Genomic DNA, 22616 nt, shown 5'->3' with positions numbered 1-22616 from the left:
ATGAACATGCAGAACACAGCCAACAAGACTGTTGAAGAGCTGATCTCCCGGTCCAACCGCCTCGGCGCGGACAAGCGGAACACCAACTTCGCCGGCGGCAACACCTCCGCCAAGGGCACCGAGAAGGATCCCGTGACCGGCGAGGACGTCGAGCTCCTGTGGGTTAAGGGCTCCGGCGGGGACCTGGGCACGCTGAAGGCCGAAGGCCTTGCCGTGCTGCGGCTGGACCGGCTGCAGGCGCTCAAGAACGTGTACCCCGGCGTCGAGCGTGAAGACGAAATGGTGGCGGCGTTCGACTACTGCCTGTTCGGCTTGGGCGGTGCCGCGCCGTCGATCGACACCGCCATGCATGGCCTCGTCGACGCCGCGCACGTGGACCACCTGCACCCGGACTCCGGCATCGCCATTGCCACGGCCACCGACGGCGAGGCGCTCACCAAGGAGATCTTCGGCGAGAAGGTGGCCTGGGTGCCGTGGCGCCGGCCCGGATTCCAGCTGGGCCTGGACATCGCGGCGATCAAGGACGCCAACCCGCACGCGGTCGGCACCATCCTCGGCGGCCACGGCATCACCGCCTGGGGCGCAACCAGCGAAGAGGCCGAAGCCAACTCGCTGTGGATCATCGAGCAGGCCGAGCAGTACATCAAGGATCACGGCAAGAACGAACCATTCGGGCCTAAGCTTCCCGGCTACGCCGCCCTCCCGGAGACCGAGCGCCGCGCCAAGGCTGCCGCCCTGGCCCCCGTGATCCGCGGACTCGCGTCCACCGACAAGCCGCAGCTGGGGCACTTCAGCGACACCCCCACCGTCCTGGAGTTCCTCGAAGCCGCAGAGCACCCGCGGCTCGGCGCCCTGGGCACCTCCTGCCCGGACCATTTCCTGCGCACCAAGGTCAAACCGCTGGTCCTGGACCTGCCCGCCGACGCTTCGATCGAGGACTCCGTAACCCGTCTGAAGGAACTCCACACCGCCTACCGCGAGGACTACCAGGCCTACTACGACCGCCACGCGACCCCGGACAGCCCTGCCTTGCGCGGCGCGGACCCGGCGATCGTGCTGGTCCCCGGGGTGGGCATGTTCTCCTTCGGCGCGAACAAGCAGACCGCCCGGGTGGCGGGGGAGTTCTACCTCAACGCCATCAACGTCATGCGCGGCGCCGAGGCCGTCTCCAGCTACGCCCCGATCGAGGAATCCGAGAAATTCCGGATCGAATACTGGGCCCTGGAAGAAGCCAAGCTGGCCCGGCTGCCCAAGCCGAAATCCCACGCCGGCCGCATCGCCCTGGTGACCGGGGCGGCGTCGGGCATCGGCAAGGCGATCGCCACCCGCTTCGCCGCCGACGGCGCCTGCGTGGTCATTGCGGATCTGAACCTGGACAACGCCCGGGCCGTGGCCGCTGAACTGGGCGGCTCCGACGTCGCGATCGGCGTCCAGGCCGACGTCACCGACGAAGCCCAGATCGCCGCAGCTATCCAGGAAGCCGTCCTGGCCTTCGGCGGACTGGACCTGGTGGTCAACAACGCCGGGCTCTCCATCTCCAAGCCGCTCCTGGAAACCACTGAGAAGGACTGGGACCTGCAGCACAACGTCATGGCCAAGGGCTCGTTCCTGGTGGCCAAGGCCGCCGCGAAGGTGATGATCGACCAGGAAATGGGCGGGGACATCATCTACATCTCCTCCAAGAACTCCGTGTTCGCCGGCCCGAACAACATCGCCTACTCCGCCACCAAGGCTGACCAGGCCCACCAGGTCCGGCTCCTGGCCGCGGAACTGGGCGAGTACGGGATCCGGGTCAACGGGATCAACCCCGACGGCGTGGTCCGCGGCTCCGGGATCTTCGCCGGCGGCTGGGGTGCCAAGCGCGCCGCCGTCTACGGGGTGCAGGAAGAGGAGCTGGGCAAGTACTACGCCCAGCGCACCCTGCTCAAGCGCGAAGTGCTGCCCGAAAACGTGGCCAACGCCGCCGCCGTGCTCACCGGCAGCGAGCTCTCCCACACCACCGGGCTCCACATCCCCGTCGACGCCGGCGTGGCCGCGGCCTTCCTGCGATGAGCACGGAACCCTCAGCGACGAACGCCGCCCCGGCACTCGTGGTGACGAACAGCAGTGCGGCGCCCGCCCGCAGTCTCTCCGCCGGCAGCGTCTTCGCCGCCGTCGACATCGGCGCCTCCTCCGGCCGGGTCATCCTGGGCCACGTCATAGAGGGGCGGGCAGAGCTGGAGACGGTGCACCGCTTCCCCAACGGGGTCAAGGAGCTCGACGGCGGTCTCCGCTGGGACTTCGACGCCCTGTTCGCCGAGGTCCTCACCGGGCTCGCGGCCGCCGCCACGGCGGCCGCGGCCCGCGGTGAGAGCATCGCCAGCATCGGGATTGACACCTGGGCCGTGGACTACGGTTTGGTCAACGCCGCCGGCGACCTCGTTGCGGCGCCCTTCAGCTACCGCGATGACCGCAGCCGCGCCGCCGTCGCCCGGGTCCACCAGCTCCTGGACCCGGCCCGCCTCTACGCCACCACGGGGCTGCAGTTCCTGCCGTTCAACACGATCTACCAGCTCGCCACCGAGGCCCACCTTGACGGGCTGCAGGCGCTGCTCATCCCGGACCTCATCGGGTTCCTGCTGACGGGCCAGCGCCGCACGGAGGCCACCAACGCCTCCACTACCGGGCTCTTCGACGCCGTCGCGGGGGAGTGGGCCACGGAGTTCCTGTCCGCCCTGGGTCTGCCTAAAGACCTGTTCCCACCGCTGATCCAGCCCGGCGAGACAGTCGGCACCCTGCTGCCGGAGATCGCGGAACGGACCGGCCTGACCGCCGCCACGAAGGTGGTGGCCGTGGGCTCGCACGACACCGCCTCGGCCGTCGCCGCCGTGCCCGCGGAGCGGCGCGACTTCGCCTACATCTCCTCGGGCACGTGGTCGCTGGTCGGCGTCGAACTGTCCCACCCGGTCCTGTCCGAGGCCAGCCGGGCCGCGAACTTCACCAACGAACGCGGCGTGGACGGCACCATCCGCTACCTGCGCAACGTCGGAGGCCTCTGGCTGCTCAGCGAGTGCCAGCGCACGTGGGCGGAAGAGGGCTACCGACCGGAACTGGTGGAACTGCTCGACGCCGCCGCAGCGCTTCCTCCCGGCGGCCCGCTCATCAACGCCGACGACCCCTACTTCATCGCCCCCGCCAACATGCCCGATCGCATCCGGGCCGCGGTCCGCAATACCGGCGCGGTCCTCTCGGAGCATCCGGCGCACATCGTGCGGTGCATCCTGGACAGCCTCGCCGCCGGCTACGCCCGGACCATCGCCGACGCCGAGCGGCTCGCGGACGTGAGCACCGACGTCGTGCACATTGTGGGCGGCGGTTCCCAGAACCGGCTCCTGTGCCAGCTCACCGCCGACGCCACCGGCAAGCGCGTGATCGCCGGCCCCGTGGAAGCCACGGCGCTGGGCAACGTCCTGGTCCAGGCCCGCGCCGCCGGCGTGGTCAGTGGCGGGTTGGGGGAGCTGCGCGCCGTGGTGCGTGCCTCCCAGCACCCCTCGGAATATGTGCCGGCGCGCCGTCCGGCCCCTAGCCCCATGACCAGCGGAGGTGTCCTGTGAGGATCGCATTGTTTGCCACGTGCATCGTGGACGCCATGTACCCGAGCACGGCGCGCGCCACCGTGTCTATCCTGGAGCGCCTCGGCCATGAGGTCATCTTCCCCGGCGGGCAGGCATGCTGCGGGCAGATGCACGTCAATAGCGGCTACTTCAAGGAGGCGCTGCCGGTCGTCGCCAACCACGTGAAGGCCTTCGAGGCGGATGAGTACGACGTCGCCGTCGCGCCGTCCGGCTCCTGCGCCGCCTCCGTGAAGCACCAGCACCCCATGGTCGCCCGCCGCTGCGGGGACGCCGGGCTGGAAGCCCGGGCGGCCGCCGTCGGACACAAAACCTACGAGCTCTCCCAGCTCCTGGTGGATGTCCTGGGCGTCACCGACGCCGCGGCGCAGCTGGGCTCCTACTTCCCGCACCGGATCACGTACCACCCCAGCTGCCACGGCATGCGGCTGCTCCGGCTCGGCGACCGGCAGCTGGACCTGTTGCGCTCGGTCGGCGGCATCGAGCTGGCCGAACTGCCCGAGGCCGAGCAATGCTGCGGCTTCGGCGGCACCTTCTCGATGAAGAACGCGGACGTGTCCTCGGCGATGCTCGCGGACAAGACCGCCAACATTTGCGGCACTGGCGCCGACCTTTGCGCCGGGGGTGACGCGTCGTGCCTGATGCATATCGGCGGTGGACTGTCCCGGCAGGGCAGCGGCGTCACCACGATGCACTTCGCCGAGATCCTGGCCAGCACTTTCGAGGATCCCGCCGCCGTCACCGGCGACGTCCGCCTCACCACCGGAAGGACCGCACGATGAGCGGCACATTCCTGGGGATGCCGTCCCTGCCGGTCTTCGGCATCGGCAACCTGCACGAACACGAGCCCTTCCCCAAAGCCGCGCACCGCGAACTCGGCAACACCCAGCTGCGGGCAAACCTCGGCCACGCCACCCGGACCATCCGGGACAAGCGGCTGGCCGTCGTGTCCGAACTCCCCGACTGGGAGGAGCTGCGCGACGCCGGCCGGGCGGTCAAGGAATCCGTCATGGCCCGGCTGCCGGAGCTGCTCGAACAATTCGAGGCGAACTTCACCGCCCGCGGCGGGACCATCCACTGGGCCCGCGACGCCGGCGAAGCCAACCGAATTGTCGCCTCCCTCATCCGGGAGCAGGGCGCCGACGAGGTAGTCAAGGTCAAGTCCATGGCCACCCAGGAAATCGGCCTCAACGAGTACCTTGAGGAACAGGGGATCGCGGCGTTCGAGACCGACCTCGCCGAGCTCATCGTCCAGCTGGACCACGACAAGCCCAGCCACATCCTGGTCCCGGCCATCCACAAGAACCGCACCCAGGTCCGGGACATCTTCCTGCGCGAAATGGAGGGTGTTGACCCGGAACTGACCAACGAACCGGCCCGCCTCGCCGCGGCCGCCCGGGCCCACCTGCGGCGCAAATTCCTCAGCGCCAAGGTGGCCGTGTCCGGCGCGAACTTCGCCCTCGCGGACTCCGGCACGCTCGCCGTCGTTGAATCCGAAGGCAACGGGCGCATGTGCCTGACACTCCCGGAAACCCTCATCACCGTCATGGGCGTGGAGAAGCTGCTGCCGGCCTGGGAAGACCTCGAAGTGTTCATGCAGCTGCTCCCGCGGTCCTCCACCGGCGAGCGGATGAACCCCTACACCTCGCTGTGGACCGGCGTCACGCCCGACGACGGGCCGCAGAACGTCCACCTCGTCCTGCTGGACAACGGACGCAGCGCCGCCCTGGCCGACGAAATGGGCCGCTCCGCCCTGCACTGCATCCGCTGCAGCGCCTGCATGAACGTCTGCCCCGTCTACGAACGCACCGGCGGGCACGCCTACGGATCCACCTACCCGGGACCGATCGGCGCGATCCTGTCCCCGCTGCTGACCGGGATCACGGCGGAGGAAAACAACTCCCTGCCCTACGCCTCGTCCCTGTGCGGGGCCTGCTACGACGCCTGCCCGGTGAAGATCAACATCCCGGACATCCTGGTGCACCTGCGCGGCGAGGACGTGGACAGCAAACGCGGCAAGAAGAAACTGCCCAGCCAGATGGACCTCGGCATGAAGGCCGCCTCCTGGGCGCTGTCCTCCGGCAAGAACCTCGGTCTGGTCGAGAAGGCGCTGCCCCTGGGCCGGATCGCCGCCGGCCCGGATAAGAAGATCACCAAGCTGCCGGGCATCGCCGCCGGCTGGACCCAGAGCAGGGGACATTCCCGCACCGCCGGGGCAGTCCTTCCGGCAATGGTGGAACAAGGAACACCAGGCACCGGCGGCCGCACCCGGTGCGGCGGCGCCCGGCCCTGGGCCGACCGGCACCGAGGCCCCCAGCACAGGATCCGCAGGTACAGAGGAGAACCCGTGAACGCGCGCGCAGAAATACTCGACCGGATACGCTCGGCCCTCCGGGACGCCCCGGCCGTCCCGGAGGTGCCCCGCGACTACCGGCGCTCTTCCGAACTGGGCGAGGACGCGCTCATCGAACTGCTCACGGACCGTCTCCTGGATTACAAGGCGAACGTCTTCGTTGAGGATGCCGCCGCGGTGCCGCAGCGGCTCGCCGCGCTGCTCGAGGGCACTGGCCGCTACGCCGTCCCGCACGGCCTCGCGGAGTCCCTGTTCGCGGAGGCGGACGCGCACGACGGCGGTTCGGGCCGCCGCGTCACCGACGCCCCGGGGCACCGGCTGAGCGTCGAGGAACTGGACGGGGTGGACGCCGTCGTCACCGGCAGCGCCGTGGCGGTCGCCGAAACCGGCACCATCGTCCTGGACGCAAGTCCGGATCAGGGCCGCCGGGTCATCAGCCTCGTCCCGGACCGGCATATCTGCCTGGTCCGCGCCGGAGACATCACGACCATCCTGCCCGAGGCCCTGCGCCGGCTCGACGCCACCCGCCCGCAGACGTGGATCAGCGGGCCCAGCGCCACGAGCGACATCGAACTCGAACGGGTCGAAGGCGTTCACGGCCCGCGGACCCTGGATGTGGTGATCGTGCGCGGCTAGATGGCAGGGCTTTCTGTTGGGTGGCGACGGGTTCCGGGAAAGCACCGCCACCCCGATCACCCAGACGACACTCATGGTCTTCTCAGGTGGGAGTTGAACCATGGAAACATGTACCTCGTCGACCCCAGAGCCTATGCACAGCGTTTCCTGCATCCTGGCGCTTGGTTCCGCACATCGATCCACCGGCACCTGACCGCCCGGGAGCAACGGCCCACGCACTCCCGCCTGGACTATCTTGAGGCTGGCATCACGGGAACAGTCAGCACCGCCTACACGCGACGCAGAGCCAAAGAACTCGAGCAAGCCTTCCGCAACGGCGAGGTCTCCTACGAGGACGCGTGCCTGGAAATGGAGCAACTCGACGGAGGGGTCTGAGCGGTGCCTGCGCTCGCCGGAGCCGGGGCCGCAAATAGGGGGAACCCCTGTCAGTGCGACTGACAGGGGTTCCTTGCCGTGCGGTAGCTACCGAATCGACCCGTGTCTATTCTGGATACCATGGCAAAGCGACATGCCGAAGACGCTACCTGGGAGCCGCAGTGACCCTCAGCCGCCACCGCCGGTCGACCTTGGCGACCGCACTCGGTGCGTCGGCTGTCCTCTGCGCTCTCGCTGCCTGCGCCCCGGCTGCCGACCACCGCTTGGTCCAAGCGAGCCCGCGGCAGAGCACCCCCGCCCCGGCCCCATTCCAGACCCCTCGGAGGACGACGCCGGAACGCGTGGTGGTCATCGGCGATTCCCTCAGCACGGGGTTCGGCACCTCCCCGGAGGAAGCATGGCCGCGCCAACTGGGCCAGGCGCTGCAGTCCGGGCAGCAGCCGGTGGACATCATCAACGCGGCAAAAAACGGTGCGGGCTACCTTGCCGCCGGAGAGGGAGGGGAGACGTTCGGGTCGCAGATCGCCGCCACGCTCAATGCCTCGACAGACATCGTTGTGTTCTTTGGCTCGGACAACGATGCAGGCCAAGATCCGGCGGCCCTGAAAGCCGCCGTCGCGGACGCACTTTCGACAAGCAAAACCCTGGCCCCCCACGCGGCCAGGATCGTCATCGGCCCCCTCACGGGCTTTGAGCCGGTGAAGGCGGATGTTGATGTAATCCGTGACCAGGAGAGGACAGTTGCCCTCGACGCAGGCGCAGATTTTGTTGATCCGATCACGGAGCATTGGATAGCCGGGCCCAACTCTCCACTCCTGGGGCCCGACCACGAACACCCCAGCAGCCAGGGACAGCGATTCCTGAAAGGCATGATCCAAGGCATACTCGCGTCCCTGAAAAGCCCCGCTGCCGTGACTTCCCCTCCCGGAGCCCCTCGCCATTGAACGTCCGCATCCCGCCGATGCTGGTGCTTCCGCTGCCGGACTGTTGCGCACGACGACGGCGGAATTGCTGGCAGACCTTGAAGCGTTGGGGCGCTCTCACACCTGGCCGCGCTAGGATGCACGTCATGAGCGCGTGCAGACGCTGGCCCCATCCGGGGGCTGGCGACAATGGAAAGGCATTCCATGATTCAGCACGCCATTGCTTCGCGCCTGTTCGCCATTTTTGGGCACCGCATTTGCTGCGGCGAAATCCCCGACTGGACCGCCCGTGTAGGCCAGGCCTGGGACACTTACGACGTGGCGCCATACAACCTCTACAACGTCATCTGGCGGGCTCAGAACTGGGTTCTGCAGAATTGTGAAAGCCGCGTCACCGATTCCTAAGCACCCAGGAGCAGCCCCGGCTCCGGTAATCGGTCCGGGGCTGTCTGGCGCGCTCGTTCCGTTTCAAACAGCCGTCATCCGGTGCCGGCTCTCAGCGCCTACGGAGTTAGCTGACGCGGCGATACCGGATGTGCGTGGCCAGCCGTGAGTGAAGCACCTCAACGGGTTCGAAGCCGAAGGATTCAACCCCGTCGAAGATGCGCTCGCCCGAACCGAGCAGGACCGGTGCGATGTCGAGGGTGAGCTCGTCGATAACACCCGCGATCAGTGCCTGTCGGACGGTTGAGGCCCCGCCGGCGATGTCCACGCCCTTGTCCCCGGCGGCCTGGCACGCCGCAGAGTAGGCCGCGTCGAAGCCCTCGGTGACAAAGTGGAAGGTCGTCCCGCCGTCCATCTGGATCGGATCATGTCCGTGATGGGTCAGCACGAAGACCGGCGCGTGGTACGGCGGTTCGGCTCCCCACCACCCGGTCCATTCCTCATCCCAGTCCCCGCGGACCGGGCCGAACATGTTCCGACCCATTACATACGCGCCCCGCGGGCGCATGAGCCACTCGTTCGCGACTTTGTCGGCATGGTTGGCTCGCGGGTCGCCGATGTGCCAGCGGTGCAGCTCGAGCCCCCGCTTGCCCAGCGGGTTCTCGCGGCTCTGGTCCGGCCCGGCGACGAAGCCATCCAGCGAGATCGACATGTGACAGGTTGTGTCCGGCACCGCGAACCTCCTGAGTGATTGCTACCGGCATGCGGTCATGTGGGGATTCTGGGGATCGTAGCAGGTGATGGCATCCTCGCCAATGCCTCGGCGGGCTGGCCCCCGACGGTCTCCTCACGCGGTCGCACGGGCCGGTCTATAAGTGCGGCGTTACCGCGGCACTTTCCGGAAAAAGCAAAGGCCCCTGCTTCCCTTGTAAACAAAGGGAAGCAGGGGCCTTATTATCTGGCGGTGACGGTGGGATTTGAACCCACGTTGGCTTTGACACCAAACAACATTTCGAGTGTTGCACCTTCGGCCGCTCGGACACGTCACCAACCTGACTAGGGTACCGGAGCAAGGCGCCCATCCACAAAACGAGCCGCGACGGCACCCGAACAAACCCGTTGCCCGCGCGCGCCGCCCTTCCCCGCACACGGGCAGGGCACTAGATTCGGAAGCACCATGACTACTTCTCAAGGGCCCGCCACCGCGACCGCCTACTGGACCGTCGGCCCGGAACAGGGTGAGCTCCGCAGCGAGGAACTACCCGCCCCCGGACCCGGCGAGGCACTCGTCCGGACCCTGTACTCGGGCATCAGCAAGGGCACCGAGCTCGTCGTCCATCACGCCAGCGTCCCCGAGTGCGTCGCCGGGGCCATGGCCGCCCCCAACCAGGAGGGGGACTTCCCCTACCCCGTGAAGTTCGGCTACCTCACCGTCGGGGTGGTCGAGGCCGGCCCGGACGGCTGGGCGGGCAGAACCGTCTTCTGCCTCTACCCGCACCAGGACCGCTTCGTGGTCCCGGTTCAGTCACTGACCGTGATCCCCGACGGCGTCCCGTCCCGCCGTGCGGTACTCACCGGCACGGTGGAAACCGCCGTCAACGGCCTCTGGGAAGCCGGACCCCGTCTGGGGGACAGGGTTGCCGTGATCGGGGCCGGACTCGTCGGCGGAACGGTGGCCAGGCTCCTGGCCGGCTTTCCGCTGGCGCGGCTGCAGCTGATCGACGTCGACCCCGCCAAGCGCGCGTTCGCAGACGCCCTCGGCGTCGACTTCAGCCACCCCGACGACGCCCTCCCGGACTGCGACATCGTGATCCACTGCTCCGCCTCGCAGGAAGGCCTGGAGCGGAGCCTGCAGCTGGTGGGCGACGAGGGCGACATCATCGAAATGTCCTGGTACGCCGACCGGAGAATCAGCCTGCCGCTGGGCGAGGACTTCCACGCCCGCCGCCTGTCCATCCGGGCCAGCCAAGTGGGCAAGGTCGCGCGCGCCCGCCGGCACCGCCGCACCAACGCCGAGCGCCTCGCGCTTGCCGTGTCCCTGCTGCAGGACCCGGTCTTTGACGTCTTCCTCACCGGATCCTCGGAGTTCGCGGAGCTCCCCGACGTCGTCCAGCGACTTGCCGACGGAACCCTGGACGCCCTGTGCCACGTCATTGAATACCCGTCAGACGAAGCCCCGTCCACTGATCCATCCATCGCCCAGCCCATCGAAGCCACGAGGTAGCCCGTGTTCAGTCTGACCGTCCGCCGTAACTTCATGATCGCCCACAGCCTGCCCCGCGAAGTCTTCGGCCCCGCCCAGGGCCTGCACGGGGCCACGTTCGTCACCGAGGTGACCTTCCGTCGTCGTGAGCTCAATGACGACTCGATCGTGCTGGACATCGGCGCGGCGGGGGTCGTGGTGGATGAGGTCCTCGACGAGCTGAACTACAAGAACCTCGACGAGCACCCCGACTTCGCCGGCAAACTGAGCACCACTGAGGCCCTGGCCCGGTACATCGGCGACGGCGTCGCCGCGCAGATCCGCATCGGCAGGGACGGCCGCGCGCTCACCGGGCTGGACGTCACCCTGCGGGAGACCCCCGATGCCTGGGCCAGTTACTCGCTGGACTTCGACGCCAGCTAAGCAGATGCCGCCGGTCAGCCTGCGCATCCGGTTCGTGGTGCCCGGGAACGTCCGGCACAACTCCGGCGGGAACGTCTATAACGCCGCACTTGCCCGGGAACTTACCGCCCTGGGCGCGGACGTGGAGACGTGCCCGCTCGACGGCGACTGGCCAGGCGGCAGCGGCGCGGACCGGCGTCGCCTGGCCCGGCTGCTGCACGCGACGCCCGAAGCCGGCGCCCCTGCTGAGTCGGGTCGCGCCACTTTGGGGTCAGACCCGACTGGCCCGACGCCTGGTTCCGTGACGCTGGTCGACAGCCTCCTCGCCTGCGGAGCGCCCGAGGAAGTGGAAGCGGCCGCCGCCGCAGGCCAGCAGGTCTGGATCCTGCTGCACATGCCCCTGCCGGACCGCCCGGAGCATGAACACCGGGCCCTGCAGGCCGCGGCCGGGGTCATCTGCACGAGCGGTTCGGCCGCGGCAGACATCCGCGCCCGGCACGGCCTGGACGGCATCAGGGTGGCCCTCCCCGGCACCGCGCCCGCACCGCTGGCACCGGGCAGCCTGTCCGCCGGCTCCGGCGACCCGCACTTCATTGCCGTGGCCGCACTGCTGCCGAACAAGGACCAGGCGCTCCTGCTGGAAGCGCTATCACGGCTCACGGACCTCCCCTGGACGGCGTCCCTCATCGGCTCGGAGGCCGCCGATCCGGCCTATGCCGCGCAACTCCGGGACACGGTACAACGGCTGGGCCTGGCCCGGAGGGTCAGCATCCCCGGGGAGCTCCGGGGCTCAGCGCTCGACGCCGAATGGAATGCGGCGGATCTCAGCCTGCTGATTTCCCGGGCCGAAACCTACGGCCTGGTGGTCACCGAATCGCTGGCCCGCGGCATTCCCGTGGTGGTGCGCGAGGGCACCGGCGCCGTCGAAGCCCTCGCCGCCGGCACGCCACAGAACCTGCCGAGCAACTCGGCTGGGAACCCCGCCGGCAGGCCGCCCGCCCCGCCGGTGCCGAACCCGCCGCTGCCGGGCGCCGCCGTCGGCCTTGGAACGGACCCCGCCCCGCTGACAGGCCTGCTGCGCCGCTGGCTGGGCGACCCCGCGCTCAGGCAACGCTGGCGGGACACGGCAGTCGCCGCACGCGGCCGGTTGCCCGGCTGGGACACCACCGCCCGTACCGTGCTGGGGTTCCTGGCGACGGAAACGGCAGAGGCCGGAAAAGCGGCCGGCAAACCCGACGGCGCGGGTTGATACCCCTTCTTGATACCGCTGACGGAGAAGCTGTTGGAGAATGAGCCCATGAGCACCCAGCCTGTGACGACGCACGCACCGTCGGTCAAAGAGCCCGTGGACATGCCGGAGCCGCAGAGCCTGACCCGGGAACGGCTCCGGGCCTGGGCCTGGCACCGGCAGGGCCTGGACGGCTCGCTGGCCGGCTCCACGGCGGAGCAGGTGCTCGCCCGGGCCGGCTGGGCCCGGTCCGTGGGCGGTGCCAATCCGTACCTCACGCTCTTCGCCCGCGCCGGCATCCGCCGCGAACAGGTGGACGCCGACGTCCTCGCCCACCGGATCCTCGAGCTCCCCGCCGCCCGCGGCTGCACCTACGTCCTGGGCCGTGACGACTTCGCCTGGGCGCTCCAGCTGGGCCGCGACGCGGCCGAATCGGCCTTCAAGGTGGTGGGCAGGCTCGGCGTGGACCGTGGCGAAGTCACGCTGCTGGAAGAGCAGGTGCTGCACACGCTCGCCGAAGCCGACGGGCCCCTGGATCCGCGGCAGCTCAAGGACGAGCTCGGCGATTCCGTCCGCAACCTCGGGGAAGAGGGCAAGAAAAAGGGCGCCACCACCACGCTGCCCACCGCGCTGGGGCTCCTGCAGTCGGACGGCAGGATCCGCCGGGTTCCCGCCAACGGGCGCCTGGACCAGCAGCGCTACGCCTACGAGCCTTGGGGCCTGCCGGCCAGCAACTTTGACGACGACGCCGCTCGCACCGAGCTGATCCGCCGCTACCTGGGCTGGACCGGCGGCGCCACCTTCAAACAATCGCAGTGGTTCACAGCGTTCACCGTGGCGCAGACCAAGGCGGCGCTCGCCGCCATCGGCGCCGTCGAGGTACCCACCGCCCAGACCTCACAGGACGCCGCCGGGGGAGACGCGCTGTGGATGCTGCCCGACGACGTCGGACTCCTCGCCGCCTTCGACGAACCCGCAGACGAACAGATCCAACTGCTCGCCGGAACGGATTCACTCTTCCTGCTGCGCCGCAACGCGGCGGACCTGCTCGCCGACGAAGACCAACACAAGCCGGCGCTGGAATCGCTCGCTCTGCAGGCGGACCTCCCGGACCACCCCATTCTGGACCGCGGCCGGATCATCGGGCTCTGGCAGTACGAACCGGCCAAGGAACGGATCGTGCCGTGGCTGTTCCACGGCTCCACGGCCGCCGTGACGCAGCGGATCGCCGAGGTGGAAGCGTGGATCCGGGAGGACCTCGGTGATTTCCGGGCCTTCAGCCTCGACTCGCCGGCCACCCGGCAAAAACGCATCGATGCGCTCGCAGCATCTGCAGAAGCCTCCGGGGCCGGGTAGCCGGAACGGATCAGGCGCGGTGTCCGGCGAAGAAGTCCCGCAGCAGCGCGGCGCATTCCTGCTCCCGGACGCCGGCATAAACTTCCACCCAGTGGTTGAGCCGGCGCTCGCGGAGGATGTCGAACACGGACCCCGCGGCCCCGGCCTTCTCATCCCAGGCCCCGAACACCACCCGCGGAATCCGGGCCAGGACGATCGCCCCCGCGCACATCGCACACGGCTCCAGCGTGACCACCAGAGTGCAGTCCTCCAGCCGCCAGCCGTCGTCGTCCCTGCCTTCCAGGGCCCGGCGCGCCCGCAACCGCGCGGCCGCCTCTCGGATGGCCACCATCTCGGCATGCGCCGTCGGGTCTCCCAGGGCCTCGCGTTCGTTCCGCCCCGCGCCCAGCACGGAACCGTCCGGTCCGATCACGACGGCGCCGATCGGCACGTCCGCGGTGGCCAGGGCATTCCGGGCCTCGGCCAGGGCAAGGCCCATCCATTGGGCATGGCGGGGCTCCTGAGAAGTCATGGGTCAATGATAGTTTCGATCCTAAGTATGCTGTTCAGCCGGGCTGTGCAGCCCGCGGGTTAAATTAGTCAAGTATCCGGGAGACGGCCGTGACCACCAGAACAGAGAACTGGCTGACGCAGCGCTGGGGCAAGTGGGTGGTGCCCTACGCGGCGCTGTGGATCACGATGCTGATCGGCGGCGTGGTGGTGGTGATCCTGGCACTGACCAGCGCCGAGGTCTACGACAACGTGGTGGACGACGCCGGCCTCGCGAACCTGGACAAGCCGGCGCTGGCGTTCATGGAAAATTTGCGCAGCCCCGGCCTGGACGCCTTCATCACCGGGTTCACCAACATCGGCGGCGGCATCGGCATGCCCATCCTGGCCAGCATCCTGACCGCGATACTGATCTATACCTCCCGCAGTTGGCGGCCGCTGATCCTGATCGGCGGCGCCGCCGCCGTCTCCGTGACCGCCACGGCCCTGGGCAAGAAACTGATCGGCCGCGCCCGCCCGGATCACGCCGACGCCGTGCCGCCGTACGAAAACTCGCCGTCGTTCCCGAGCGGGCACACGCTGAACACCACGGTGGTGATCGCGCTCGTGGTGTACCTGGCCTGCCTACAGATCAAACGGACCAGCGCCCGGATCGCCCTGATCACCGCGGGGGCAATCTTCATCATCGCGATGGGCCTCAGCCGGGTCTATCTGGGCCACCACTGGATGACGGATGTGATCGTCGGGTGGGTGCTGGGACTGGCCTGGGTGGGGATTGTGATCCTGGCCCACCGGCTCTTCCATGTGCTGCGGCACCGCGAACACGCCGGCCCCCCGCCGACCTTTGAGCACCCCGCGCACCTGCACGAAGGCGCCGCCGGCGCCAGTGCCCGGGCAGGGACGGACGACGCCGATACTCCCGGCCCAGCGGGACGGTCCCCGGGATCCGGATGATAGTTTTGACCCATGCGCACTCTCGTTGTGGACCACCCGCTGGTCGCCCATAAGCTCACCGTTCTGCGGGACAAGAACACCCCGTCCCCGGTCTTCCGCCAGCTCACCGAAGAGCTTGTGACGCTCCTCGCCTACGAGGCCACGCGTGATGTCCGCACCGAACCGGTGACCATCGAGACGCCCGTCAGCACCACGATCGGCACCGCGTTCACCAAGCCCACCCCGCTGGTGGTCCCGATTCTGCGCGCCGGGCTCGGCATGCTCGAGGGCATGACCAAACTGGTCCCCACCGCGGAGGTCGGCTTCCTGGGCATGGCCCGCGACGAAGAAACCCTGGACATCATCACCTACGCCGAGCGGCTCCCGGAGGACCTCACGGACCGCCAGATCTTCGTCCTCGACCCCATGCTGGCCACCGGCGGAACCCTGCGCGAGGCCATCAAGTTCCTCTTCAAGCGCGGCGCCTCCGACGTTACCTGCATCTGCCTCCTGGCCGCCCCCGAGGGCCTGGCCAAGCTGGAAGAAGAGCTGTCCGAGGCCAACGTGACCATTGTCCTGGCCTCGATCGACGAGAAGCTCAACGAAAAGTCCTACATCGTGCCCGGCCTGGGCGACGCCGGAGACCGGCTCTACGGCATCGCCGGCTAGGGCCGGCTCCCCGCGGGGGATCCCTTCCGCATTGCGGCGGCCCGCGTTAGCCTGTGCGCCATGGACTGGAAACTTGAACTCGTGTTTGTGCCCGTGTCCGACGTCGACCGGGCGAAGGATTTCTACGTCAACAAGGTGGGCTTCAACGCCGACTACGACGAACGCCCCATGGAAGGCATCCGGTTCGTCCAGTTGACGCCGCCGGGCTCCGGCTGCTCGATCGCGATCGGGGAGGGCCTCAACGACGCCCCGCCCGGCACGGCGCCGAGCCTTCAGCTCGTGGTGAGCGACATCCAGGCTGCGCACCGGCAGCTCAAGGACAACGGCGTGGACGTCAGCGACATCGACGTCCAGGACTGGGGACACTTCATCTACTTCGCCGACCCCGACGGCAACAAATGGGCCGTGCAATACATCCCCGGCCGGCCCAACGGCTGAGCCCGCCACATTGCGCCCGGTGACGCCTGCGCCCCCGGACCGCAGGGCCTAAGCCCGGGGGCATGGGGCAGGATGGAACCATGAGCCTTCCCTCCCGCCGCAGTGCCACGACCCTGACCGCCCGTGCCGTCCTGTTCGATATGGACGGCACACTGGTGGATTCCACCAGCATCGTGGAACAGGTATGGACCACCTTTGCCGGGCGTTACGGCCTCGACATCGCGGAGATCCTGCGTTCCTCCCACGGAGTCCAGGCGATGGATACGGTCCGCAGGTTCGCCCCGGCCGGCGCGGATATCCACGCCCTCGCGGCGGAACTGGGCCGGATGGAGCTGGCCGAGACCCGCGGCATTGTCCCGGTGCCGGGCTCGCTGGAGCTTCTCGCGAGCCTGCCGCCGGATGCCGTGGCGCTGGTGACGTCAGCGTCACGGGATCTGGCCGAGGTCCGGATGGCCGCCGCGGGGATCGGCATCCCGGCCGCCGCGGTCACCTCTGAGGACGTGGCCCGGGGCAAACCGCACCCCGAGGGATACCTCCGGGCGGCCGCACTGCTGGGCGTGGACCCGGCCGACGCCGTGGTGTTCGAGGACGCCCCGGCGGGCATCGCTGCGGGAGTCGCCGCCGGCATCCGGACCGTGGCGGTGGGCCCGAACGCCGGCGAGCTGCCCGACGGCGTGCTCCACATCCCCGACTACTCCGAGGTTGCCGTGACCACGCACTTCACGGTCGCCGGCGTGCGCACCCTGTCCTTCGACTTCTAGGGCCCGCCCGCCGTCCGGACGCGGCCGCCTACCGCGCCAGCTGGTACACGCTGGTCCCGCCCACGGTCTGGGCGGTGAAATTGTCCTGCACCCACGCGGCAATCTGGGCGGCGTCATTGGATCCGCTTTCGCCCTGCATCATGCGTCCGGCGATGAAGTAGTGGATCTTGCCGTCGGCCACGTACTGCTGGAACTGTGCCAGCGTCGGCGCCGGGTCCGTGCCGTTGAACCCGCCGACGGCCATCACCGGCAACTGTGTGGCCAGCTGGTAGCCAGCGGCGTTGTTGGATCCGACGACGGCGGCAGCCCACGTGAACTTGCCGGCGTCCGTCTGCAGCGCGGTCACCAGGGCCGTCGGCGGCGTGCTGGCCCCCAGCAGGCCGCCCATGCCACCCGCCCCACCGGCCCCCGGGCCGCGGGCGGCACCCGTGAACGTGCCGTTGCCATTCCCCGCGGCTGGGCCGCCAAAGCCGGCGCCGCCGCCGAAGCCGGCGGCGGCGCCGAAGGCCACCGGCATCCCCGCCCCGCCCCGGCCGGACACGGCCGGTCCGGCGCTGACGATCGAGCCGCTGTGGGCGGTGGCCGCGGTGGACAGCGAGCACGCCAGCGGTCCGGCGAGGGCAGCGGCCACCGCGAGTGCCGCCGTCGTCCGCGCCATGACCCCGGACGCCTTCATGCCGGACGCTTTGACCCCAGTCCTCTGAAATCCGATCCTCTGAAATCCAAGCCGCTGAAATCCCGGGGCGGCGGCGGCCAGCACCAGGCAGGCCGCGGCGAGCGCGCCCAGGAGCGCCACCCAGCGCAGCCATGGCAGGAACGTCGCCGCGCGGCCCAGCAGCTCCGAGGCCATGGCCCCGGCCGCCACGATCGCCGCGGCGAGCACCGCCGCCGCCACGGGCTGGTCCCGCCGCTGCCACAGCAGGACGCCGCCGAGCCCGGCGAGCCCGGCGATCCCGGGGGCCAGCGCCACCATGTAATACGGGTGGATGATCCCGGCCATGAAACTGAACGTCAGGCCGGTGACCGCCACCCAGGAACCCCAGATGATCACCGAGGCCCGCACGGCGTCGGTGCGCGGCGCCCGGCGCCCCAGCCACAGCAGTCCCGCCCCGAGCAGCAGCACCGAGGGCAGCAGCCAGGCGATCTGGCCGCCAAATTCACTGTTGAAAAGCCGGAAGAGCCCCGGCGTGCCCCAGCCGTTGCTGCCGCCCACGCTCCCGGTTTCATCGCCGCTTAGCCGTCCCAGGCCGTTGTAGCCGAGGGTCAGTTCCAGGATCGAGTTGTTCTGCGACCCGCCGATGTAGGGGCGGTCCGCCGCCGGAATGAGCTCGACGGCGGCCAGCCACCACCCGGCCGCGGCGGCCATCGCCACACCCGCACCGAGCAGGTGAACGGTGCGCCTGCCCAGCCCGGCCGGCGCCGCGAGCAGGTAGGCGAGGGCGAAGCCGGGCACAACCAGCAGCACCTGCAGCTGCTTGGTGAGGAATCCGAAGCCCAGAAGGACCCCCGCAAACAGGAGCCAGCGCAGGCGCGCATCCTGGACGGAGCGCAGCACGGCGTAGGCGGCCGCGGTCATCAGGAGCACCAGCAGGGCATCGGGGTTGTTGAAGCGGAACATCAGCACCGCCACGGGGGTCAGCGCCATGACCGCACCGGCAAGGAGCCCTGCCCGGTGGGCCAATCGCGGATTGGCTGTGGCGGGGGCCGCGGCCCGGCGCACGGCCAGGTACACGAGCCAGACCGTGCCCACCCCCATGAGTGCCTGCGGCACGAGGATGCTCCACGAGCTGAGCCCGAAGAGCCGCACCGAGAGCCCCATTACCCACAGCGACGCCGGCGGCTTGTCCACGGTGATGGCGTTGGCGGCGTCGGAAGAGCCAAAGAACCAGGCCGTCCAGTCCTGCGACCCGGCCTGGGCCGCGGCGGAGTAAAAAGCGTTGGCCCAGCCGGAGGCGCCCAGGTTCCACAGGTCCAGCACGGCCGTGGCCACCAGCAGGGCCGCCAGTTCCAGCCGCGGCCGCCAGGCTCCGGGGCCGCGGCGTGCAGCGCCGGCCGCCCGGGGTGCCGGGGACTTCGGGAGCTGCTGGTGCGGCGGGACCTGCGGGAGGTTCGGGGCTTGCGGGCCCGCCTGTCCCGGCGCGCGGGCCGGCGTAGGGCCTGTCCTGGGGTTCAGGGTGTCAGTCATGGCGCCCTATGCCCCGAGCTTGTAGACGGTGGCGTTGCCCACGGTCTGGGCCTGGAAGTTGGCCTCGACCCACGCGGCGACCTCGGAGTTGCCGCCGCGGCCCCCGCCCATGCCGCCCATGCCGCCCATGCCGCCCATGCCGCCGGAAATGAAGTAGCCGATCTCGCCGCGGTCAACCATCGCCTGGAACTGCGCGAGCGTCGGGTAGGGGTCTCCGCCGTTCCAGCCACCCAGCGCGATCACGCTGGTGCCCGTGGCGAGTTCCAGGCTCGCGGCCTGGGTGGCGCCGGAGACAATCGCGGACCACTTGGCACCGGATGACTTCAGCAGGGTCGTCAGCTCGGCCGAGGCCGTTTCCTCGCCGGGTCCGCCGAGCGCCCCCGGCGCGCCGCTGGTGTCGGCGTTCGCGCGGTCGCCGAATGCCCTGCCTGCCGTCCCGAAGCCGCCGCCCATCGCGGACGCGGTGGGCCCGGACGTGGGAATCGAACCGGAGTGCGGCTGGGCCACCGTTGCCAGCGTCCATGCGGTGCTGCCGAGTCCGCCGGCGAGCAGGGAGAGAACCACGACGCCGGCCGTGGCGGCCTTGCGGAACCGGGCCGGAAGCCCCGCGAGGCTGTCCACCCGCAGGAGCAACGCCGCAGCCGCCAGGACGCCCAGGACCACGACGATCACCCGGAGCCCGGGAAGCCAGGACGGGTCGCGGCCAAGGAGCACGGCGGACCAGACCGCGGTGGCCAGTACCGTCACGGCCAGGACAATCCGTGCGGGCCAGTAGGCCCGGCCCCGCCACAGTTCCACGGGGCCGATGCCCGCCAGGGCTGCGACCGCGGGGGCCAGCGCCACGGCGTAGTACGGGTGCACGGTGCCGCTCATGAAGCTGAAGATCCCGGCCGTCACCACCAGCCAGCCGCCCCACAGCAGGAGCGCCGCACGGGTCCTTGAGGTCCGGGTCTCGCGCCGGGTGAACCACAGCCCCGCAGCCAGCAGGATCAGGGCCGCCGGCAGGAGCCAGGACACCTCGCCGCCGAAACTGGTCCCGAACATCCGGGCGATCCCAGCCGCGCCACCGAATCCGACGTTACCGTTGCCGCCCGGGCCTCCGGCGTTGCCGCTCATGTTGCCCCCGCCGGGCATGCCTCCGCCGGACCCGGTGATCCGGCCCAGGCCGTTGTACCCGAACGTGAGTTCCAGGAAGCTGTTGGTCTCCGAACCTGCCATGTACGGCCGGGCCGAGGCCGGGGTCAGTTGGAACAGGACAATGTAGCTTCCGGCCACGACGGCGATCCCCGCGGCTGCGGCCAGCAGGTGCAGGAGCCGGCGGCCCAGGGTGGTGGGCGCCGCCCACAGGTAGGCCAGAGCCAGTCCCGGCACAATCAGGAAGCCCTGCAGCATCTTGGACAGGAACGCCAGGCCGATCACCGCGCCGGCTGCGGCGAGCCATTTCCAGCCGGCCTTCTCGATGGCGCGGGTGGTGAGGTAGGCGGCCAGCACCAGGCACAGGGTGAGCATGGCGTCCGGGTTGTTGAACCGGAACATGAGGGCGGCCACAGGGGTCAGCGCCAAGGCGCCGCCGGCCATCAGGCCCGCGGCCGGCCCGGCCACCCGCTTGACGGTCAGGTAGAGAAGCCCGACGGCGGCCACTCCCATCAGTGCCTGCGGAATGAGCATGCTCAGTGCCGAGAAGCCGAAGATCCGCCCGGCGAGGGCCGGGATCCACAGGGCGGCCGGCGGCTTGTCCACAGTGATGGCGTTCCCGGCGTCGAGGGAGCCGAAGAGCAGCGCGGTCCAGTCCTTGGTCCCGGCCTGGATCGCCGCGGCGTAGAAGGAATTGGCGTAGCCGGTGGCTTCCAGGTTCCAGAGGTACAACACGGCGGTGATGGCCAGGAGCAGAGCTGCCGAGGGCCGCACCCAGCGGGGCTGCGGTCCGAACATCAGGTGTTCCCGGCGGTTCCGGGATGCGGGCGGGCGGGATGCGGGCGGCTGTGGCGCCGTCCCGCCTGCCTCGGGTGCCGAGGCAGGGGAATCCTGGACTGCCGGCGTGCCGGCGGGGGAGCCCGCCTGGGCTCCGGCGGTGGGGCTGATGGTTGACGTCATTTACTGGGCCGTTTCTGTGCGGGGAAGGGAAGCATCGGTGGCAGCTGGCGCCGGAGCAGTGCCTGTGGTGGTGGCGGGCACGGCAGGAGTGCCGGTGCGGCCGGGAACTGCGGTGGCGGGCCGGTGACGGAACACCACCAGACGGAAGAGCAGGAATTTGACGGCCGTGGCGGCGAGGTTGGCGGCCGTGACCGTGACCAGTTCAAGCCAGCGGTCCGGTGCCCCTCCTGACGCGTTGTGAACCACGGCGAGGGCGCCCGAGGTCAGGGCCAGGCCGATCCCGAAGACCAGCAGGCCCTCGAAGTGGTGGCGTGCCGCCTGGCTGCTGCCCTGGATGCCGAACGTGAAACGCCGGTTGGCCGCGGTATTGGCCACGGCGGTAGTGAGCAGCGCGAGGAAATTTGCCAGTTGCGGGTCCATGATCCCGCGGCAGAGCAGGAAAATCACCAGGTATGCCAGAGTGGAGGCCACCCCGATGCTGCCGAAGCGGACGAGCTGTCCAAAGAGGCTTCCGCCGGGACTTTGTTCCTGGGCCCGCGAGGAAGCAGGAAGCGGTCCGCGGGCGAGGGCGGCGCGCAGCTCGGGAACCGGGATCCGGCCCGAGACCAGGTCCCGGCTCAACCGTGCCATGCCGCGCAGGTCCGCGATGGCGGTCTGGACGATGTCCACGCTGGAATCCGGGTCATCGGTCCAGTCCACCGGGACCTCGTGGACGCGCAGGCCGCACTTTTCGGCCAGGACCAGCAGCTCCGTGTCGAAGAACCAGGCGTTGTCCAAAGTGTGCGGGAGCAGTTGCCGGGCCACATCCGCCCGGATCGCCTTGAAGCCGCACTGGGCGTCGCTGAAGTGGGCGCCCATGAAGGACTGAAGCAGGAAGTTGTAGCTGCGCGAGATGAATTCCCGCTTCGGCCCGCGGACCACCCGCGAGTTGCGGGTCAGCCGGGTCCCGATCGCGAGGTCGGAGTGCCCCGAAATGAGCGGGGCAAGGAGGGGGCCGAGCGCCGCCAGATCGGTGGAAAGGTCCACGTCCATGTATGCCAGGACCGGCGACGGCGAGGCAAGCCAGACCTTGCGCAGCGCATTTCCGCGGCCTTTTTCGGCCATATGGACTACGTTCACCTCGCGGAGCTCACGGGCTACGCGTTCCGCCGTCTTGAGTGTTCCGTCGGTGCTGGCATTGTCCGCCACCGTGATCCGGAAGGAGTGCGGGAAGGAGCCCAGAAGATAGGCGTGGAGCCGGCGCAGGCACGCCTCGAGGTCCCGCTCCTCGTTGAAGACCGGGATGGTGACGTCCAGCAGCGGCTCGCTGGTGCGCGTGTCAATAGCTGAGCGCCGGCCGCCCGGGCCGGTGAGCGGCCCGCCGAACCGGGCCTGGGCGGCCGCGTCGGCCACGGCGAGCCCGGAAAGTGCGGCGGGTGCTGCCGGACCGGCCGGCGTCGCCGTGGAGTGTGGCAGGGTTCCTGAGGCCTGGTCTGTGAACGTCATGGCTCAACTGTCCCGGCGGTCCATATGAGGGCTTTAGGGTCAAGCTGTGCGGGGGCTGTGGAAGTCCGCCGGCGACGCACGGAGTCGTCTG

The 22616-nt window shown here is 69.6% G+C and carries 20 protein-coding genes, 1 tRNA gene and 1 pseudogene; 16 read left to right on the top strand and 6 right to left on the bottom strand.

Annotated features, from left to right (window positions below):
- The 8 genes and pseudogenes from ACVWYS_RS16245 to ACVWYS_RS16210 all read left to right on the top strand — a co-directional run bounded on the left by ACVWYS_RS16245 (nucleotide 1) and on the right by ACVWYS_RS16210 (nucleotide 8303).
- Nucleotides 1-2052 (top strand): bifunctional aldolase/short-chain dehydrogenase, encoded by a 2052-nt coding sequence (locus ACVWYS_RS16245; protein ID WP_456510071.1) that lies wholly within the window; start codon nucleotides 1-3, stop codon nucleotides 2050-2052.
- Nucleotides 2049-3593 (top strand): rhamnulokinase, encoded by a 1545-nt coding sequence (locus ACVWYS_RS16240; RefSeq protein WP_456510070.1) that lies wholly within the window; start codon nucleotides 2049-2051, stop codon nucleotides 3591-3593. Before ACVWYS_RS16245 ends, ACVWYS_RS16240 begins: the two co-directional genes overlap by 4 nt.
- Nucleotides 3590-4393, top strand: a complete 804-nt coding sequence (locus ACVWYS_RS16235) for a (Fe-S)-binding protein (RefSeq protein WP_116767058.1) — start codon at nucleotides 3590-3592, stop codon at nucleotides 4391-4393. The genes ACVWYS_RS16240 and ACVWYS_RS16235 overlap by 4 nt, the downstream gene beginning before the upstream one ends.
- A pseudogene (locus ACVWYS_RS16230) lies at nucleotides 4390-5962 on the top strand (LutB/LldF family L-lactate oxidation iron-sulfur protein). Before ACVWYS_RS16235 ends, ACVWYS_RS16230 begins: the two are co-directional and overlap by 4 nt.
- A complete protein-coding gene (locus tag ACVWYS_RS16225; RefSeq protein WP_344362927.1) occupies nucleotides 5959-6600 on the top strand; it encodes a LutC/YkgG family protein in 642 nt (213 codons plus the stop codon). Before ACVWYS_RS16230 ends, ACVWYS_RS16225 begins: the two are co-directional and overlap by 4 nt.
- Nucleotides 6601-6708: 108 nt before the next feature.
- Nucleotides 6709-6975 (top strand): hypothetical protein, encoded by a 267-nt coding sequence (locus tag ACVWYS_RS16220; protein ID WP_456510069.1) that lies wholly within the window; start codon nucleotides 6709-6711, stop codon nucleotides 6973-6975.
- A gap of 161 nt (nucleotides 6976-7136) precedes the next feature.
- Entirely contained in the window at nucleotides 7137-7919 is a 783-nt protein-coding gene (locus ACVWYS_RS16215) for an SGNH/GDSL hydrolase family protein (protein ID WP_456510068.1), read from the top strand.
- 183 nt (nucleotides 7920-8102) lie between these two features.
- Complete coding sequence (locus tag ACVWYS_RS16210; RefSeq protein WP_344362934.1) at nucleotides 8103-8303, top strand: hypothetical protein; 201 nt, start codon at nucleotides 8103-8105, stop codon at nucleotides 8301-8303.
- Nucleotides 8304-8409: 106 nt separating this feature from the next.
- Here ACVWYS_RS16210 and ACVWYS_RS16205 read toward each other — a convergent pair whose 3' ends face one another.
- Nucleotides 8410-8994: a dihydrofolate reductase family protein gene (locus ACVWYS_RS16205; RefSeq protein WP_344362937.1), complete on the bottom strand. Its 585-nt coding sequence runs from the start codon at nucleotides 8992-8994 to the stop codon at nucleotides 8410-8412.
- A 247-nt stretch (nucleotides 8995-9241) separates the two neighbouring features.
- Nucleotides 9242-9331, bottom strand: a tRNA-Ser gene (locus ACVWYS_RS16200).
- A 128-nt stretch (nucleotides 9332-9459) separates the two neighbouring features.
- Between ACVWYS_RS16200 and ACVWYS_RS16195 the strand changes: the two genes are divergently transcribed.
- Genes ACVWYS_RS16195 through ACVWYS_RS16180 form a run of 4 tightly spaced genes read left to right on the top strand, consistent with a single transcriptional unit; the run spans nucleotide 9460 to nucleotide 13471 of the window.
- Nucleotides 9460-10506 carry a dehydrogenase gene (locus tag ACVWYS_RS16195; RefSeq protein ID WP_344362939.1) on the top strand — a complete coding sequence of 349 codons (1047 nt, stop codon included), beginning with the start codon at nucleotides 9460-9462 and terminating at the stop codon, nucleotides 10504-10506.
- 3 nt (nucleotides 10507-10509) lie between these two features.
- A complete protein-coding gene (locus tag ACVWYS_RS16190) occupies nucleotides 10510-10908 on the top strand; it encodes a 6-pyruvoyl trahydropterin synthase family protein (RefSeq protein ID WP_456510067.1) in 399 nt (132 codons plus the stop codon).
- Between the two features lie 4 nt (nucleotides 10909-10912).
- The gene (locus ACVWYS_RS16185) at nucleotides 10913-12136 is read left to right on the top strand and encodes a glycosyltransferase family 4 protein (protein WP_456510066.1); all 1224 of its coding nucleotides are present in this window, start codon (nucleotides 10913-10915) and stop codon (nucleotides 12134-12136) included.
- Between the two features lie 48 nt (nucleotides 12137-12184).
- Nucleotides 12185-13471, top strand: a complete 1287-nt coding sequence (locus ACVWYS_RS16180) for a DNA glycosylase AlkZ-like family protein (RefSeq protein ID WP_456510065.1) — start codon at nucleotides 12185-12187, stop codon at nucleotides 13469-13471.
- A 10-nt stretch (nucleotides 13472-13481) separates the two neighbouring features.
- On the opposite strand, the gene ACVWYS_RS16175 is transcribed toward ACVWYS_RS16180, so the two are convergent.
- Nucleotides 13482-13982, bottom strand: coding sequence for a nucleoside deaminase (locus ACVWYS_RS16175; protein ID WP_116768383.1), 501 nt, complete (start codon nucleotides 13980-13982; stop codon nucleotides 13482-13484).
- Nucleotides 13983-14071: 89 nt separating this feature from the next.
- Here ACVWYS_RS16175 and ACVWYS_RS16170 point away from each other — a divergent pair, with 89 nt between their 5' ends.
- The 4 genes from ACVWYS_RS16170 (at nucleotide 14072) to ACVWYS_RS16155 (ending at nucleotide 16761) form a co-directional block, all read left to right on the top strand.
- Entirely contained in the window at nucleotides 14072-14914 is an 843-nt protein-coding gene (locus ACVWYS_RS16170; protein WP_237563561.1) for a phosphatase PAP2 family protein, read from the top strand.
- 12 nt (nucleotides 14915-14926) lie between these two features.
- Nucleotides 14927-15562, top strand: coding sequence for a uracil phosphoribosyltransferase (gene upp / locus ACVWYS_RS16165; protein ID WP_091255877.1), 636 nt, complete (start codon nucleotides 14927-14929; stop codon nucleotides 15560-15562).
- Between the two features lie 60 nt (nucleotides 15563-15622).
- The gene (locus ACVWYS_RS16160; RefSeq protein ID WP_116768382.1) at nucleotides 15623-16000 is read left to right on the top strand and encodes a VOC family protein; all 378 of its coding nucleotides are present in this window, start codon (nucleotides 15623-15625) and stop codon (nucleotides 15998-16000) included.
- 80 nt (nucleotides 16001-16080) lie between these two features.
- A complete protein-coding gene (locus tag ACVWYS_RS16155; protein WP_456510064.1) occupies nucleotides 16081-16761 on the top strand; it encodes an HAD-IA family hydrolase in 681 nt (226 codons plus the stop codon).
- 28 nt (nucleotides 16762-16789) lie between these two features.
- Here the strand turns inward: ACVWYS_RS16155 and ACVWYS_RS16150 are convergent, their stop codons facing one another.
- From ACVWYS_RS16150 to ACVWYS_RS16140, 3 genes are read right to left on the bottom strand one after another with little or no spacing between them, the layout of a single operon-like run.
- A complete protein-coding gene (locus ACVWYS_RS16150) occupies nucleotides 16790-18946 on the bottom strand; it encodes an ArnT family glycosyltransferase (protein ID WP_344362959.1) in 2157 nt (718 codons plus the stop codon).
- Nucleotides 18947-18952: 6 nt separating this feature from the next.
- Complete coding sequence (locus tag ACVWYS_RS16145) at nucleotides 18953-21040, bottom strand: glycosyltransferase family 39 protein (protein WP_456510063.1); 2088 nt, start codon at nucleotides 21038-21040, stop codon at nucleotides 18953-18955.
- Nucleotides 21041-22525, bottom strand: coding sequence for a glycosyltransferase (locus tag ACVWYS_RS16140; protein ID WP_456510062.1), 1485 nt, complete (start codon nucleotides 22523-22525; stop codon nucleotides 21041-21043).
- Nucleotides 22526-22616 lie beyond the last annotated feature (91 nt).

The organism is Arthrobacter sp. TE12231, from assembly GCF_054062895.1.
Note: the sequence above shows the minus strand (reverse complement) of the source record. Positions and strands in the feature narration are given on the sequence as shown.